This is a genomic window from Flavobacterium sp., assembly GCF_035760125.1.
Classification (GTDB): Bacteria; Bacteroidota; Bacteroidia; order Flavobacteriales; family Flavobacteriaceae; genus Flavobacterium.
The window spans coordinates 1-17737 of record NZ_DASTTN010000007.1; the positions used below are offsets into that span (position 1 = coordinate 1).

A 17737-nucleotide genomic window follows, 5' to 3' on the forward strand; every position below is an offset into this window, starting at 1 on the left:
TTTATTTTGCAATTCGATAGCAATCTGCCATTCTGGAATATTTCTGTATTTTGTTTTTTCGTAAGTAGAAAAACCTCTGTGGATTACTCCCAATTTTTTGATTCCGGCAGCATACAAACGCTCTACACCACCCAACCATAAAGCCATATCAGGATTTACAGGATTTTTAATCAATACAATTTTATCTGTTCCTTTTAAGGTATCGGCGATTTCTTGAACAGCAAAAGGATTTGCCGTTGTACGAGCACCAACCCATAAAACATCGATATCATTTTCCAAGGCCAATTTACAGTGTGCTGCAGTAGCAACCTCTGTACCCATAAGCAAACCTGTTTCTGCTTTAGCTTTCTTTAACCATTTCAATCCAATCTCTCCAACACCTTCAAATCCTCCCGGACGTGTTCTTGGTTTCCAAATACCCGCTCTAAAAACGCTAACGTCTGAGTCTTTCAATTCGTGAGCAATTTTCAAAACTTGCTCTTCTGTTTCAGCACTACAAGGTCCTGCAATTACAAATGGATGAGACAATTTGAATTCGTTCAACCAATCTCTCATTTCTTTCTTGTTTTCCATCTTTTCTAAAATTATTTACTTTTTTTCCCTCTCCTCCCGATAGCTATCGGAACTCCCCAAACAACTGGAGGGAGCAAGAGAGATCTTTATTATTAATTGCTTACTACTACTTTATTTTGTTGTTCTATTTTTATTTTTTTTTAAACGGGTTACTGCTATTTTTTAGCATTCATTCCGTTCAATATTTCCTTAATTCGGTTAACGCTTTCCATTTCATGATAAATCGCATCGTAATCATCATTTACCAAAAGCTCCTTAAACTTGGATAAATTTGAAATATATTCCTCCAATGTTCTGACCACCTGTTTTTTATTTTGTTTAAAAATTGGTGTCCACATCGCTGGCGAACTTTTGGCCAAACGAACAGTACTTTCAAAACCAGAACCTGCCATATCAAAAATATCTTGCTCGTCTTTTTCTTTATTGATTACTGTTTTCCCAAGCATAAACGAACTGATATGCGATAAATGCGACACATAAGCAATATGTTTATCATGCGATTTTGGATCCATATATCGAATTCTCATTCCGATTGCCGCAAAAAGCCACAATGCTTTTTCCTGTAATTTGAAAGTCGTTTTTTCAACTTCGCAGATAATGTTTGTTTTTCCATTAAACAACCCTCTAATAGCCGCCGATGGTCCCGAAAACTCTGTTCCTGCAATAGGATGCGTCGCAACAAAATTCCTTCTTCTTGGATGCCCCGAAACCGCTTCGCATATTGGCGTTTTGGTCGAACCTACATCAAAAACAATTGCTGAATCTGAAATTAAATCCAACACCGTTGGCAAAACCACAATCGCTGTATCCACTGGAACCGAAACAATCACAAAATCCGCTTTGGACAAGTCATCAAACGTTGCTGCTTCATCAATAACTCCAAGTGCTATAGCTTCCTGCAGATGCTTTTCATTACTGTCAATTCCAAAAATTTTGGCATCAGGATTCAAACCTTTAGCGTCCAATGCTATTGATCCCCCTATTAATCCAACACCTATTACGTATATATTCATGTTCTATTTTTTTGGAGCTAATCCTGCTATCCGTTGCAATCTTTTACTTTTTAAAGAAAAAAGTAAAAGGATTTTCACTTCTATTAGGGCTAGGGCATCCCGTTTTTTAGAAATTTTATTTTAGGGCTACGTCTCTAAAATCGATCAATAGCTTCCTGTACTTTCTCTTCTTTTACACAAAGTGCAAATCGGATGTAACCTTCTCCATTGCTTCCAAAAATGGTTCCCGGTGTTATAAAAATATGTTTCTCGTATAATATTTTATCGATAAAATCCTCTGCAGATACTATTCCTTCAGGCAATTTGGCCCAAACAAATAATCCAACACCTTCTTTGTACACTTCGCAACCTAATTTTTCAGCTAATTTTTCAGTAAGTACACGACGCTTTTTGTAAACTTCGTTCATCGAGTCAAACCAAGACTGATCACTTTTTAAAGCTTCTACAGCCCCTTTTTGGATTCCGTAGAACATTCCGCTGTCCATATTGCTTTTTACTTTTAGGACTGAATCAATTAGAGCGGCACTTCCCAAAACCATTCCAACTCTCCAGCCTGCCATATTGAACGTTTTACTCAAAGAATTCAGTTCCAGCACCACTTCTTTGGCTCCTTCTACTTGCAACAAACTCATTGGTTTATCATTCAAAACGAAACTATACGGATTATCATTAACTAATAATATATGATGCTTTTTAGCGAAAGTCACTAATTTTTCAAACAATTTCAAACTTCCTCTCGCTCCAGTAGGCATATGCGGATAACCTACCCACATGATTTTCACTTTTGATAAATCTAATTTTTCTAAAGCATCAAAATCTGGCTCCCAATTATTCACTTCTTTCAAATCGTAATAAACTGGTACAGCTCCAACCAGGTTCGTCACTGAGCTATATGTAGGATATCCTGGATTCGGAATCAAAACATGATCTCCTTCGTTCAGGAAAGCCATAGAAATATGCATAATCCCTTCTTTTGAACCAATCAATGGCAAAATTTCCACATTGGGATCCAAGGCAACTCCATAATTATTTTGATAAAAATCTGCCATTCCTTTTCTAAGTTCTGGCAATCCTTGATAACTTTGGTATTGGTGTGCATTCTCATCATGCATTGCCGAAATTACGGCATCCATAACTGCTTTTGATGGCTTCAAATCCGGGCTTCCAATTCCCATATTGATAATTGGTTTTCCCGCTGCCGCCAGTTGTCTCACTTCTCTCAACTTAGATGAGAAATAGTATTCTTCAATTATATCGAGACGTTTTGCTGTTGTAATCATGGTATTATTTTAAAATTCTTTTGTCTTTTTAACTTTTGCAATCCAAACTAATTACGGCTTGGTGTTTTTGTATTCTCCCAATACTTTAAAAAATTCGGCCATTATTGTTAGTAATTTTTTGGCTTTGGCAAAATCTTCGTATTTATCGAAAGTCACGTCTACGAAAAACGAATACTTCCAAGGCGTTTCAATTTTTGGCAACGATTGTATTTTAGTTAAATTCAATTTGCAATCACTCATTACATTCAGTACCGCTGCAAGACTTCCTCTTTTATGATCCAATTCAAATTTTATCGAAGCTCTGCTAATTTCATTTTCGTCTGTAAATTCTTTTTCCTTTTTAATAATGACAAAACGAGTCATATTATTGTTTATCGTTTGGATTTCTGGTGCCAGAATTTCCAAATCATACATTTCTGAAGCTGTTTTACTAGCGATAGCTGCAATTCCTTTTAGTTGTTTTTCGTGTATTCTTCTAGCGGTTTCAGCAGTATCCTTGTCTTCAACTAATTTTATGTTTGGATATTTTTTCAAAAACTCCATACATTGTAATAAAGCCATCGGATGAGAATGTACTTCCAGGATGTCTTCTATTTTTTGACCTTTCAGCGCCATTAAATTTTGGTGAATATCCAAATAATGTTCACCTATAATATGCAGATTGTTTTTGTCAATCAATGCGTAATTTGGAATTATTGGTCCAGCAATAGAATTTTCTATAGCCATTACTGCCTGATCTGATTTCCCAGACATCAAACTATCTACCAATTCCTCAAAAGACAGACATTCGTCCACTTCAATGTTTTGATAAAAATAGTCTTGAGCCACTTGATGGTGGAAAGATCCTTTAATTCCTTGTATTGCAATTTTCGTTCTCATTAGGTCAAAAAAAAATCCTGATTTTCATCAGGATTGTATATTAGTTTTATTTGTTTTTTGTTCTTCAAATAACCATAGCACAATCCCTTACTTCCTAAAGAAGAAATAAAAAGAGTTGCTAAAATAAAAACGGTTAGTAGACATTGTGTGCTTTGTTATTCAATTATTTAATGCAAATGTAAGACATATTTCGAGTCAGCCAAAATAAAAATAATCTTTTATGTAACAAAAAAAGATTCGTTTGTTAAAAGGGATTTTAATTCATTATTTCATAAAAAAGAAGCTTTTTAAATGCATAAAATTATTAATTTCAAAACCATCAAACAGATTGTAACTCTGATTTCCTGTAAAAAAACTGCTTTTTGAATCCTTTTCTTTTGGATGTTGATGAAAAAAGGTTAATTTCTGGGTTAATCTAAAGATGATATACACGCGTGAGGGATAAAAGCTGGCTACCAAAGTAGCGCGGATAGCCCGACAGCATAAAATAAAGGGACCGAATCACCATTATGATGAGTTGGTCCCTTTGTTTTATGGTGGCACGCCCACACGAGCTTTTGTGAACTGACGTAGTAAAATATTTTTATAACATTAAGTGTTACTTTGGGAAATCCATTTCTTGCCTTCGGAGATTCTGGTGACTACCATGGCACAGACTACATCGCCATTGGCATTCAACAATGTGGCAATGGGATCGACCAGAGTTCCAATAATCATTGCAGCCGGCAAGGCTTGCTCCATTGGCAATCCATAAACCGTTATGGCGAGAATTTCTCCTATATATCCTCCATTTGGAATACCACCTTCGACTACCGATACAATTATAGTGATTCCTATTGCGGTTAATAAAGTGTATGGATCTGTAAAGTCCTTCCCAAATAGCGCAAAAATTACGGCGATTTTGACAATCGACGACATACTCGAACCGTCTTTGTGCAGAGGCGCTCCGAGTGGAATTACGAGATTCCGTATGTGACTTGGAATATTCATTTGCTCTGCCGCTTCGAGATTGGCAGGAATAGTTGCAATACTACTGCAAGTTCCCACTGCTGTCAATGCAGGCGTGATGTTGTTTTTCCAAAATATTTTAAGCCCTAGATTTCCTCCAGCGAAAAAAGCATACAAGCTGAAAAAGACAATGAAGTAAAAAGTACAAACCGCATAATATAATCCCAATGGTTTGGCATATGCTCCAAACAATTGTGGTCCAAAGATACCGACTTGATATGCAAAATACGCTCCAAGACCTATGGGAGCCGTTTTCATAATAAGATGCAGTAATTGTTTCATCACTTCGTTTCCAGAATTAAGAAAACGTGCAAAATCTTTTCCTTTTTCGCCTGCACGCAAAGTCGAAAAACCAATTAGAAAAGAAAACAATATGAGCGCCAGCATATTTTTTCGAGACAATATCTCGTAGAAATCATTGACTGTTACCAATTGCGTGATTTGGGAACCGGTGCTGCTTTCTTGAATGTTTTCTAATGCTACTTTTGAGATTACTATACCTTGATGAATCGGAAAAATCAAAACACCAATAATCATTATAATTGCCGAAATAATAACTGTTGTTAGAAATACCCCTAAAACAATTCCGAAAAGCTTTCCGAGTTTTTCGGATTTTTGCAAATTGGCTATGGAAGAAGCAATGGTAAAAAACACCAGCGGTATGATGGCCGTAAAAAGCAAATTCAGGAATATATCTCCCAATGGTTTTATGACTTCTACCCCATTTCCAAAAACCAAACCTAAAATACTACCAACAATTATTCCGCCGAGCAGCAACAGAATACTGCTGTAATTTTTCAAGAAACTTCCTGATTGATTATTTCCCATATTGATTTAGTTTAATTGTAAATATATAAATCTTAATGAAACAATTTTAAAAATAAAAAGCATCCGTAAAACGAATGCTTCTTAAAATCAAGATGAATAGAAATCAAAAGTTTTTTGAAATCCCTGCAGAAAATGTTTGCCCAAAATTGAAATAAAAATTACTACTACTTCCGTTATTTCTATCACTCTTTGTATTTGAATATGTCAAACCTCCAATACCAAAATTTAATCCAAAATTATTTTTAATATTTATGAATAATCCCGGTGCAAAATTCGCATAAACTCCATCAAATGTAGTTTTTGTAGTACTCGGGGTAGAAAAAGAATTAGTTTCAGTTTCTTTATGATTCTGATAACCCACACCTAAATCTGTGTAAATTAAAAACATTTGACTTAGTGATTTTGAATACCGAACAAAAGCACCTGCTGAAAAGTTTTTAGTTATTCTTTCCTGATTATTCGATTCATTTTCTTGATAAGTGTATTCATTTTTAGATGATAAAAATCCAGCTTCAACCCCTACTGTCCAATTATCCTTGAACTGATATCCTACTTTTGGAGAAAAATTAAAGTTTTCATACTTGGATTCACTCCCTTGATCAGAGTCTTTATTAGCCCAAAAACTTACATTTCCAGATACCAAGACCGTTCCTTTTTGTGCATTTGCAAAGCTAAAAATAGTCAATGCAAGAATTACTAATGTTTTTTTCATAGTTATTTGATTTGTTAAAAATTAATAATCCTTTAACAAGAACTGTGCCAGTATTTAATAATTTTCATACAATTGAATTTATTTTTATGTACTCTAAGTATTTCAATAGTTGTCAATTAAAATATAAATTTTGCCGTTTAATGGTGAACTATACATTTTCTATTTACTTTTGCAACAAATAAAGTTTTATGTCAATAGAAGTAAAAAACATTTCGAAAAGTTATGGTGCTCAAAAAGCATTGGACAACATTTCTTTTTCTGTTAAAAAAGGAGAGATTGTTGGTTTTTTAGGACCTAATGGTGCCGGAAAATCGACTTTGATGAAAATTTTGACGACTTATCTTCATGCTGATTCTGGTGTTGCGATAGTCAATGACTTTGATGTAAGCACCCAGGAAAAATCGGTACAGCTTTCTATTGGCTATTTGCCAGAACACAATCCGTTGTATCTGGATTTGTATGTGAGAGAGTATTTGGCTTTTAATGCCGATGTTTATAAAGTCGATAAATCAAGAATCGAAGATGTGATTCAGCTGACGGGTTTACAAACTGAAAGCCATAAAAAAATAGGCCAGCTGTCCAAAGGGTATCGTCAGCGTGTGGGACTGGCCAATGCTTTATTGCACAATCCCGATGTTCTGATTCTGGACGAACCTACAACCGGATTGGACCCTAATCAATTAGTCGAAATCAGAAACGTCATTAAAAACGTAGGACAAGACAAAACAGTTTTTCTTTCGACACACATTATGCAGGAAGTGGAAGCGATTTGCGACCGAGTAATCATTATTGACAAAGGACAAATAGTTGCCGATAAAAAATTAGACAATTTAATCTCTGCCGATAAGGAACAAGTAATCGAAGTCGAATTTGATTTGAAAGTAGAAGAAGACCTAATTGCTCAAATTCCACATTTAAAATCGTTTAAAAACATTAATGGCCGTTCTTGGGAATTGACTTTTGTTTCGGATAAAGATATGCGACCAACGGTTTTTGATTTTGCTTACGATAATGGATTGAAAACTTTACAACTCAACCAAAAGAATAAGAATTTGGAAGCGGTGTTTAGAGAAATTACTAAATAAGTTGACAGATTGCAGACTTTAGTTTGCAGATTACAGATTACAGATAAAAAAGAAAGCTCGTTTAAAGTAATTCTAAACGAGCTTTCTTTTTTATTTAAGAAAAGCCTAACCTAAACGATTGTTGATATTAAATCTACCTAATTTCCAACTCCAAAATACTCGCTTTCATTTCATCAATAACAATTCGAATATCATTTTCATTCGTTCTCCAATTGACAAATGAAGCTCGAATTCCTTTGCGGTTTTGATACACCGTTGGCGTCATAAACACTTTGCCTTTATCATTGAGATGCGTCAAAAATAAATTTACTTTTTCCTGATTGTGTTCTCCCTCCAAAGTGAAACAAACATTATTGAGCCGGGTTGGTGCCAATAATTCGAAGCTTTCATCTTTAGTTATAAAAGCATCAAATTGTAACGCCATTGCAACACTATTTTCTACAATGTCTTGAAATCCTTGCTTTCCATATGCCAATAGTGAAAACCAAACTGGTAAAGCTTTTAATCGTCTGGAATTTTCGGGCAAGAAATTCAGGTAACTGAAATTCTCCAATGGATCTCCCAAATACGGGGCATTCGAGTTTTGAAACGTTTCCACCTGAAGATTTTTATGTTGTTCTTTCACCAAATAAAAAGCACTTTCGTAAGGAACATTCAGCCATTTATGGCAATCTATGGTTATACTGTCGGCGTTTTCCCAACCGCTTACCAAATGTTTGTGTTTTGGGGAACAAGCTGCGAAACCTCCAAAAGCAGCATCAATATGCCACCAAAAATTGTATTTTTCTTTGAGTTTGGCAATTGCATTAAAATCATCAAAATCGGCTGAGTTGACTGTTCCTGCACTCGATATCAAAATAAAAGGCTTACCATTTAGATTTTTTATGTTTAGTTCCAAATCGGTTATATCAATGGCTTCCCGATTTCCTTCGACTGTTTTTATTTTGGTGAAATTCTGACTTCCAATTCCCAACATCGCCAAGCATTTTACCGAAGAGGAATGTGGTGTAGCCGTAAGAATATTTAGAGGAGCGGTAATTCCATTTTTTGCAAAATCGTGACCCAATTGTTTTCCGAACCATTGTCGAGCCACCGCCAAACTTGTGAAATTTGACATTGTAGCACCTGTCACAAATCCACCTAAAAATGATTTTGGCAAATCCAATAATTGCAACAATAAATTAATGGTTTCTATTTCTATCAAAGCAGAAACGCCTCCTTGTGCTTTTGTGGCCTGTGCATTTGGGTCGTAAATAGTCGTTAACCAATCACCAACTATAGAAGCGGGTGTTGCTCCCCCAGTAACAAAACCCCAATATCTAGGTCCTGCTTGTGAAACCATCAAAGGAGCCAAACGTTGATTAAACTCTTCCAAGGCAGATATTGCTCCCAAACCAGAATCGTTTAGATTCCTATCGGTCGTAATTGTATTTTGGGTTGAAGTGGGAACATCGTCAATAACATTAAGAAAATCAATTCCTTGCTGCTTTACTTTTTCGAGAATGTTTTCAATGTCTTTTAAATCTTGTTGGAGGGTTGGATTCATTTCAATCTTAATTTTAAAATTTTTTCAATCTCGAATGTAATAAATTATCCCTATTCGGCTTACAAAACAATATGAAATAATTATGATTATTAAAAAAAGAATTGCCATTGGAATAAACCAATGGCAATTCACAACAAATAACAACTCTAATTAATATAAGCAATCCAATTCTTTTAAAAAAAATTGAATTGTTTGCCTAAAATATTTTTTTATCTTTTCATTGCAAAATGACCTTTATATACTTTACCATTCTCCCTAGTTACCACAAACCAATAATCTGTAGAGGGCAATTCGTGTCCGTTATAAGTTCCGTCCCAAGCGGATATGGCATTTAATTCCTTAATAAATTTTCCATAACGGTCAAATATTTTGACCATCAGTTTTGGTTCTGATTCAGAAAATCGAACCGCCCATGTGTCATTATATCCGTCGGCATTTGGCGTAAAAAACTTTGGATAATTCAAAATAAAAACTTCCTGATTCGCAATTCCACAGCCATTTTTATCTCGAACATAAACTATATAATCGCCACTTGTCAATTCAGAGAATGTATTGCTGTCCTGATAGGTAATACCGTCAATTGAGTACTCATAATTCCCTACACTTGAACTGGAAACAGTTACTACAATAACATTTTCGTTATCCGTCCAGTCTTGAATTTCTGTCGAAATTACAGCAACATTCGACAACACAACCGTAAAGTTCTTGGTAGTTGAACAAACCGTATTTCCGTGATTTTGGGTTACAGTTACTGAATAAGCCCCTGCATTCGGCACTGTTATCGAAGAGCTCGTTTCCAAAGTTGACCATAAATAACTATCAAAGCCCGAACCCGCACTTATAGTAACCGAATTATTTTCACAAACAGGAATACTATCAGGAACTGAAAGTATTGGCTCGCTTACCAATGTCAAACTCAATATGCCCACTTGATAACATTTATCATTAGAATCAATTCTCGCATAAATCACTGTAGTTCCAAATAACAAATTATAGTTTGTCGATACTGTAATTTGTTCCGTTGTCATTTGGTTTTCTGCTCCGGACAATGATGTGTAATACTTAAAAACACAAGCGCTACAGGTCGCCATTTTTGAATTATACAGTGTTAAATCCACTAGCTGAGAACCATCATTTGCATTGTCACAAATAAAATCAGCAACATCATTTACTGGTAAACTTGGGGTAACTATAGCTGTCAAAACCGCCAACCTATTAACACTTTCACAACCATTTACCGTTTGGGCTGCAAAATAAGTCACGCCATTTACCAGAGCTATTGTACTTGGCAAAACCGTACCGTTTGTTGCACTGTCATACCAAATAACATTTGTTCCAGTAACAACCAAACTCGCAATAGTTGCTTTTTGTGTGGTGCAAAAACTCTGCAAAGCATCACCAGTTGGTGCCGGAGTATTTTGAACATTTATTGCTACTGGAACACGTAAACTTTCGCAAGTAGTGACTGTTTGTGAAGCATAATACGTTTTGCTTTGCAGTATTGCTGTACTGGTCAACAGATTTCCATTTGTGGAAGCATCATACCATTTAATATTTGTTCCAGTTATGTCAACATCATTGATAGTGGCATTTTGTTGGACACAAAAAGTTTGCGGTGTTGTTGCAACTGGAAGCGGTTCGATATTTACAAAAGCTTTGATTTCTGCAGCATTTGCCAATAGCGAAACACATCCCAAAGCATTTTTGATAAGCACCTTATAAGTTGCAGGATTTAAATTGGTTTTTGAATTTGCTGTAGTCCAATTGGCTCCGTTATCAAAACTATACGATGATGCATTATCCGAAACTGTTATGACTCCTGTTGGTGTAGTACAATCTGGCTGAGTAACACTTACAGTTGGCGTTGGTGGATAACCTGGCGGGATATTAATTGTTGCGGTAATTGGTGTGGTTTCACATAAATTACTATTTCGTGTTTTGACTAAATAATCACCCGGGACAAATCCAGTTTTAACATTACTGGCTTGCCAAGTCAAACCATTGTCAAAACTATACTCAGCATCCAAACTGGTAACCGTAATAGTACCGTATGGATTATTACAAATTACGGGTTGGATAATGTCTATTGTTGGTGTTGCGCTAGAAACTGCCACTAAATTAATGTGAGCTATAACTGGACTCGAAACGCAAATAGAACTTTTAGAAGTAACCTTATAATCACCACCAGCTAAACCTGAAAAAATCATAGATGATTGATAATTAACACCGTCTACACTATACAAAAGTCCTATTGGAGCTGTTACTGTAATTGTTCCCGAAGGCACATCACAATTCGGCTGTGTCGTTTCTACTGTAGGTTGAATTGGTCCTGATTTTACATTGATGGTTATTTCGTTAGAAAAGACACGACAATTGCTCGAGCTAATATTAGAACTATCTGCAGTTGCCAATCGGTATTTATAAGTGCCCACAGCACCCGAGACAAAACTATAAGTTGCTTTATTTGCTCCCGAAATATCAGACCAAGTTATTCCTCCATCAGTGCTGTTTTGCCATTGATAACCAACCGTTGTGTAAGCAGAAGACGAAACAGACCCACTAAGTGTTATTGATTTTGATTCGTTTTCGCATACTTCCAGATTAGTTACCGACTCATCTACAATTTCTGAAGTGACGGTAGGCCCACAGGCTCTAAAAGTAATGTCATCCAGAGCAATATCATTACCTGGAGCGGCACCTGCTTTATTATTTCGCATTCGAATAACAACCGTTGAAACCCCAGATGGAGTAGTGAAAAAGAATCCATATTGCTTCCAAGTTGCACTACTTGATAACCCGATATTTCCTGTACTATATGTTCCCAAAATAGTACCGCTCGTATCTTCAATTGTAAAAGTAATATTGGGCGGACTATTGTCTTGACTCCTTAAAAGATTCATAATCCAAGCGGCAAACTCATAAGTAGTACCTGCACACAAGCCCGAAACCGTGTTTTTATAAAAATAATCGGTTGTGGAGAAACTGGCATTCACCACCATCATATAGCCGCCGCCTGTATGATCGGTAGTTGTCCACCAAGTGCCGGGAGTATTTGTGGTGCTTTCGACAGTGTAAGAACCATCACTAGGAAAGTTTGCCGTTGTCCAAGCATAACTTGTAATTCCCGTTCCTAAAGCAGATCCGTGTGTCGATGTTCCTGAACCAAAATCTAATTTAACAACAGGATCACCCAAACTACCTGTGCACAATTGGGCATTTCCTTCAGAAAAGAAAAAAATACTAACTAGCAATGAGAAGAGGTATTTAAAATTCAAAATAGGCTGTTTTAGTAAAGTAAAACTACCCTATAATAAAATGTTCTTCAAAAATCTTATACCAGTCGGCGATATCAGTCGATGAAAATTAAAACCTTATCTATTAAAATAAAGAGAGACGTTGCAATGCAACGCCTCTCCAGTTATCCTTAACAGTTATAAAAACTAAAAAACTTGACTAGCTATCTGTCTGATATTTTCTGATTTTCCCATAGAATAATAATGCAACACAGGAACTCCCGCTGCTTTCAATTCTATTGATTGTTGGATAGCCCACTCGATACCTACTTGGCGTATTTCGGCATTGTTCTTGCATTTATCAACTGCACTTATTAAATCTTCCGGTAAATCGATACGGAAAATTTGAGGCAAAATTTGTAAATGTTTTTGAACCGCAATTGGCTTTATTCCTGGAATAATTGGAACAGTGATTCCCATCTCCCTTGCTTTGGCAACAAACTCAAAATATTTAGCGTTCTCAAAAAACATTTGAGTTACCACATAATCCGCACCAGCATCTACTTTTTCTTTCAGCCTTTTCAAATCCGACATCAAAGAAGGAGATTCTAAATGCTTCTCCGGATAACCAGCCACTCCAATGCAAAAATCGGCTTTGTTATCAACGTCCATGACATCGTGCAAATATTTTCCGCAATTCAATTGATTGATTTGGGTAACCAAATCGACTGCAAAATTATTCCCACCTACTTTAGGCACAAAAGATTGTTCGTCTTTCATCGCATCTCCTCGAAGTGCCATCACGTTATTGATTCCCAGGTAATGACAATCCACCAACATATACTCTGTTTCTTCTTTGGTAAAACCTCCGCAAAGCAAATGTGGCACAGTATCCACATTATATTTGTGTTTTATAGAAGCACAAATTCCCAACGTTCCCGGGCGCATTCTCGTTAGTTTTTTATCCAATAATCCGTTGCCCTTATCAATATAAATATACTCTTCACGAGAAGTTGTTACATCTATAAATGGCGGTTTGAATTCCATCAAAGGATCAATATTATCGTATAATTCCTGAATGCTTTTACCTTTTTGTGGCGGAATAATTTCGAAAGAGAATAATGTTTCTCCTTTGGCTTTTTCTATATGTTCTGTTACTTTCATCTTAAGTCTTAAAGTTTGAATGTCGAAAGTCGAAAGTCAAGTCCTTTGAGACTTTATAACTTTTGACTTTATGACTATGTTTTAATCTGCAATATTTGGATTCAACCATTTCTTGGCAACATCGGTTGAAACGCTTCTTCTTTTGGCGTAATCAATCACTTGGTCTTCTTTTATTTTTCCAAGACCGAAATACTTACTTTCTGGATTTCCAAAATAGTATCCCGAAACCGAAGAAGCCGGCCACATTGCCATACTTTCGGTCAAGGTCACTCCAATTTCTTGCTCCACATTCAGCAGTTTCCAAATAGTCGGTTTTTCCAAGTGATCTGGACAAGCAGGGTAACCCGGTGCTGGACGAATTCCTTTATAATCTTCTTCAATAAGTGCTTCTTTGCTCAAAACCTCATCGGCTGCATAACCCCAAATTTCTTTACGGATTTTTTCGTGTAAATATTCTGCGAAAGCTTCTGCAAATCGATCAGCCAAAGCTTTGACCATAATCGAATTGTAATCGTCCAAATCCTTTTCGAATTCAGCTGCCCATTCGTCAACGCCAAAACCAGTGGTTACACAAAATGCTCCCATATAATCTACTTTACCGCTCTCTTTTGGAGCAATAAAATCGGCTAATGCAATATTTGGAGCTCCTTTAGTTTTTTGTGACTGCTGACGCAAAGTCAAGAATGTCTGTAATGGTTTTCCGTTTTCATCACTCAATTCAATATCATCATCATTGATTTGGTTCGCAGGGAAAATTCCGTAGATTCCTTTCGCTTGTAATTTTTTCTCTTTCAAAATTACTTCCAACATTGCTTGAGCATCCGCAAAAACAGAAGTGGCTTGTTCACCCACAACTTCATCCGTCAAAATCGCTGGATATTTTCCGAACAATTCCCAAGTCCTAAAAAACGGAGTCCAGTCAATATATGGAACCAATACATCCAAATCCACTTCAACAATTTGCTCGCCAATAACTTTTGGTTTTACAGGTTCGAAATGTCTCCAATCCAATTGTAATTTATTTTTACGCGCTTGCTCAATCGTCAAGAAATTCTTGTCACGCGAACGGTTCAAGAATGTTTCTCTAAACGCATCGTATTCGGCTCTAATGTCGCTAGCATAAATTTTTCTGTTGTGATCCAATAAATTTCCTGCAACAGTTACAGCTCTCGACGCATCGTTTACGTGAATCACCGTTTGTCTGTATTGAGGGGCAATTTTCACGGCAGTATGTGCGCGCGAAGTCGTTGCACCACCAATCATTACCGGAATTTTTATATCACGTTTGTCTAATTCTTTAGCCAAGTAAACCATTTCGTCCAAAGACGGCGTGATTAATCCGCTCAATCCAATAATATCTACGTTGTGTTCGATAGCCGCCGCAATAATTTTTTCGGGAGGCACCATAACACCCAAATCTACGATCTCATAATTATTACAGGCCAATACCACCGAAACAATATTTTTCCCAATGTCGTGTACATCACCTTTTACGGTCGCCATCAAGATTTTTCCATTCCCTGATTTATCGCCTACCTGTTTAGCCGCTTCAATAAAAGGCAATAAATAAGCTACCGCTTTTTTCATTACACGAGCCGATTTTACCACTTGTGGCAAAAACATTTTTCCTGAACCAAACAAATCTCCCACGACATTCATTCCCGTCATCAAATTGATTTCGATAACTTCAATCGGTTTTGTAGCTGCCAATCGGGCTTCCTCAACATCAATTTCTATAAATTCATCCACACCTTTTACCAAGGAATGCGTGATTCTTTCCTGAACCGTTCCCGAACGCCATTCTTGAACCGCTTTTTCGTTGCTCTTTACATCGTCTTTTACATTTTCTGCAAAATCCAATAAACGCTCTGTAGCATCGTCGCGTCTGTCCAAAATCACATCTTCTACGTGTTCCAATAAATCTTTTGGAATCTCATCATAAATCGACAGCATCTCAGGATTTACAATTCCCATTGTCATTCCGTTTTTAATGGCGTGATATAAGAAAACTGAGTGCATCGCTTCTCTCACCACATCATTTCCTCTAAACGAAAACGAAACGTTACTCACACCACCACTAATGTGCGCATGCGGTAAATTTTCGCGAACCCATTTGGTTCCCCTAAAGAAATCCAAAGCATTCAAGCGGTGTTCCTCCATACCTGTCGCTACGGGGAATATATTCAAATCGAAGATGATATCCTGAGGAGGAAAATCTACTTTGTTTACCAAAATATCATACGAACGCTGACAAATTTCTACTCTACGGTCGTAATTATCAGCTTGTCCAACCTCATCAAAAGCCATTACAATCACAGCAGCACCGTAACGTTTGATTAATTTGGCGTGGTGAATAAATGCTTCTTCTCCTTCTTTTAACGAAATCGAGTTTACTACACATTTTCCCTGCACGACTTTCAAACCAGCCTCAATGATTTCCCATTTCGAACTGTCAATCATAATGGGCACACGAGAAATATCCGGCTCAGCAGCAATCAAATTCAAGAATTTGGTCATCGCATAAACGCCATCAAGCATTCCCTCATCCATATTGATATCGATGATTTGCGCCCCTCCTTCTACCTGCTGTCTTGCAATATCGAGTGCTTCCTCATATTTTTCCTCCTTGATCAATCGAAGGAACTTTCTGGAACCTGTTACATTGGTACGTTCTCCAACATTCACAAATACGCTCTCTGGCGTAATGATTAAAGGTTCCAATCCCGATAATACAAGGTTTCTTCTATGTTTATTGTGTCCCATTTTTTTATTTTGAGTTACCAAGTTCCTAAATGACTTAGGTTCTGAGTTTTTTATTATTTTAATCTACGGTCAAAAAAACTGTAGCTATATTTATTTTTAATTTCAACTTTATTTGGGCGTGTCCCAAAGGGTCGGGCTATTCGTTTCAAGTCCTCGATCAATTTCGTTATCACTCCATTGGTCTGTGGGCTTTCCACTGCTATCCCTCACGCGGCAATCGGTTTCGTAATAAATTTATATTTTCTGAAAATTTCAATTTTATTCTTCAATTAAAAAATCATTTCCATTTTGACTTCTCTATATATTTAGATGACACAGCAACATCATAGATATAATATTTCGTTCTAGTAAAACCTGCTTTAACTAATGTTAGAGAATCTGGTTCTAATTCTTCTTCTAAAACTATATAGTTTTCTTGAGGATCTTTCAAATTATATTTTACTTTAAAAAACTTATTTATTAATTCATCTTCATTCCCCTCATAATGCCTAGTTTTTCTCCCTGATAAAATCTTTTGATCTGTGTAAAAATAATATCTCAATTCCCTCCACTTTCCTGACTTCTTTATTCTAGTAGTCAATGCAATTGTTTCTCCTTTAAAAGATTTTCTATAATTATCCTGTTGAATACCATTGTTATACATTGAATATCCTAACAGACCAATCAAAATAAAGAAGATAATCACCTTTACCCAATTCGTTTTTCTATCTATTCTTACATCTTCTTTTATCATTTATTCTTTTCAAAAAAAAATTAGGTGCAGTCGAATTACATCCACAAGATTACATCACCGCCGTCGAAACTCTTGGTTTATAATCCTTGGCAATATCAGCAATCAACTTGATATGTCCTGGAGTCGTACCACAACAACCGCCTATGATGTTTATTAAATTATCGTCTAAATATTCCTTGATGAAAGCTTGCATTTGCTCTGGTGTTTCATCGTATTCTCCAAAGGCGTTTGGCAATCCTGCATTTGGATGCGCCGACACGTTGAAAGAAGTGTTTTGAGACAATGTTTGCAAATAAGGTTTTAATAAGTCGGCACCAAGGGCACAATTGAATCCCACGCTCAACAACGGAATATGCGAAACCGAAACCAAAAAGGCTTCTACCGTTTGTCCAGAAAGTGTTCTTCCCGAAGCATCCGTTATCGTTCCTGAAACCATTATTGGAATATCAAGATTGCGTTCTTCTTTCACTTCTTCGATGGCAAAAAGTGCTGCTTTGGCATTTAGCGTGTCGAAAATGGTTTCCACCAAAAGTAAATCACAACCGCCATCCATTAAAGCTTCAACTTGTTGTTTGTAAGCAATGCGCAAATCATCAAAAGTTACAGCTCTGTATCCTGGATCGTTTACATCAGGAGACATACTTGCCGTACGGTTTGTTGGACCAATTGAACCAGCAACAAAACGAGGTTGGTTTGGATTTTTGGCAGTGAATTCATCGGCTACTTCACGGGCAATTTTTGCCGATTCATAGTTCAATTCATAAACATATTCTTCCAGGTAATAATCCGCCATTCCGATGGTAGTTCCTGAGAAAGTATTGGTTTCCACAATGTCTGCTCCTGCCTCAAAATAAGCAGCGTGCACTGCTTTGATGGCTTGAGGTTGCGTTAAGGACAATAAATCATTGTTCCCTTTAAGC

At 36.5% G+C, this 17737-nt stretch carries 12 protein-coding genes and 1 pseudogene; 1 reads left to right on the forward strand and 12 read right to left on the reverse strand.

Annotated elements, in window-relative coordinates:
- The 6 genes and pseudogenes from VFS71_RS00250 to VFS71_RS00275 all read right to left on the reverse strand — a co-directional run.
- Nucleotides 1-573: pseudogene (locus VFS71_RS00250) on the reverse strand (3-deoxy-7-phosphoheptulonate synthase); the annotation flags it as partial.
- A gap of 155 nt (nt 574-728) precedes the next feature.
- Nucleotides 729-1586: a prephenate dehydrogenase gene (locus VFS71_RS00255; protein ID WP_326398653.1), complete on the reverse strand. Its 858-nt coding sequence runs from the start codon at nt 1584-1586 to the stop codon at nt 729-731.
- Nucleotides 1587-1720: 134 nt separating this feature from the next.
- Complete coding sequence (locus VFS71_RS00260) at nt 1721-2866, reverse strand: pyridoxal phosphate-dependent aminotransferase (RefSeq protein ID WP_326398654.1); 1146 nt, start codon at nt 2864-2866, stop codon at nt 1721-1723.
- A gap of 51 nt (nt 2867-2917) precedes the next feature.
- Entirely contained in the window at nt 2918-3745 is an 828-nt protein-coding gene (locus tag VFS71_RS00265) for a prephenate dehydratase (protein WP_326398656.1), read from the reverse strand.
- 591 nt (nt 3746-4336) lie between these two features.
- Nucleotides 4337-5581: a dicarboxylate/amino acid:cation symporter gene (locus VFS71_RS00270; protein ID WP_326398657.1), complete on the reverse strand. Its 1245-nt coding sequence runs from the start codon at nt 5579-5581 to the stop codon at nt 4337-4339.
- A 103-nt stretch (nt 5582-5684) separates the two neighbouring features.
- Nucleotides 5685-6293 carry an outer membrane beta-barrel protein gene (locus tag VFS71_RS00275; RefSeq protein WP_326398658.1) on the reverse strand — a complete coding sequence of 203 codons (609 nt, stop codon included), beginning with the start codon at nt 6291-6293 and terminating at the stop codon, nt 5685-5687.
- Nucleotides 6294-6481: 188 nt separating this feature from the next.
- Between VFS71_RS00275 and gldA the strand changes: the two genes are divergently transcribed.
- On the forward strand, nt 6482-7378 hold the full coding sequence (gldA, locus tag VFS71_RS00280; RefSeq protein WP_326398659.1) for a gliding motility-associated ABC transporter ATP-binding subunit GldA: 897 nt from the start codon (nt 6482-6484) through the stop codon (nt 7376-7378).
- Nucleotides 7379-7511: 133 nt separating this feature from the next.
- Here the strand turns inward: gldA and VFS71_RS00285 are convergent, their stop codons facing one another.
- The 6 genes from VFS71_RS00285 to VFS71_RS00310 all read right to left on the reverse strand — a co-directional run.
- A complete protein-coding gene (locus VFS71_RS00285; protein WP_326398660.1) occupies nt 7512-8924 on the reverse strand; it encodes a pyridoxal phosphate-dependent decarboxylase family protein in 1413 nt (470 codons plus the stop codon).
- A gap of 209 nt (nt 8925-9133) precedes the next feature.
- On the reverse strand, nt 9134-12175 hold the full coding sequence (locus VFS71_RS00290) for a T9SS type B sorting domain-containing protein (protein WP_326398661.1): 3042 nt from the start codon (nt 12173-12175) through the stop codon (nt 9134-9136).
- A 189-nt stretch (nt 12176-12364) separates the two neighbouring features.
- A complete protein-coding gene (metF, locus tag VFS71_RS00295) occupies nt 12365-13321 on the reverse strand; it encodes a methylenetetrahydrofolate reductase [NAD(P)H] (RefSeq protein ID WP_326398663.1) in 957 nt (318 codons plus the stop codon).
- 81 nt (nt 13322-13402) lie between these two features.
- Nucleotides 13403-16105: a methionine synthase gene (gene metH / locus VFS71_RS00300; protein ID WP_326398665.1), complete on the reverse strand. Its 2703-nt coding sequence runs from the start codon at nt 16103-16105 to the stop codon at nt 13403-13405.
- 256 nt (nt 16106-16361) lie between these two features.
- Nucleotides 16362-16817, reverse strand: a complete 456-nt coding sequence (locus VFS71_RS00305) for a hypothetical protein (protein ID WP_326398666.1) — start codon at nt 16815-16817, stop codon at nt 16362-16364.
- A 49-nt stretch (nt 16818-16866) separates the two neighbouring features.
- The coding region (locus VFS71_RS00310) for a homocysteine S-methyltransferase family protein (RefSeq protein WP_326398667.1) at nt 16867-17737 on the reverse strand (871 nt) is incomplete at its 5' end.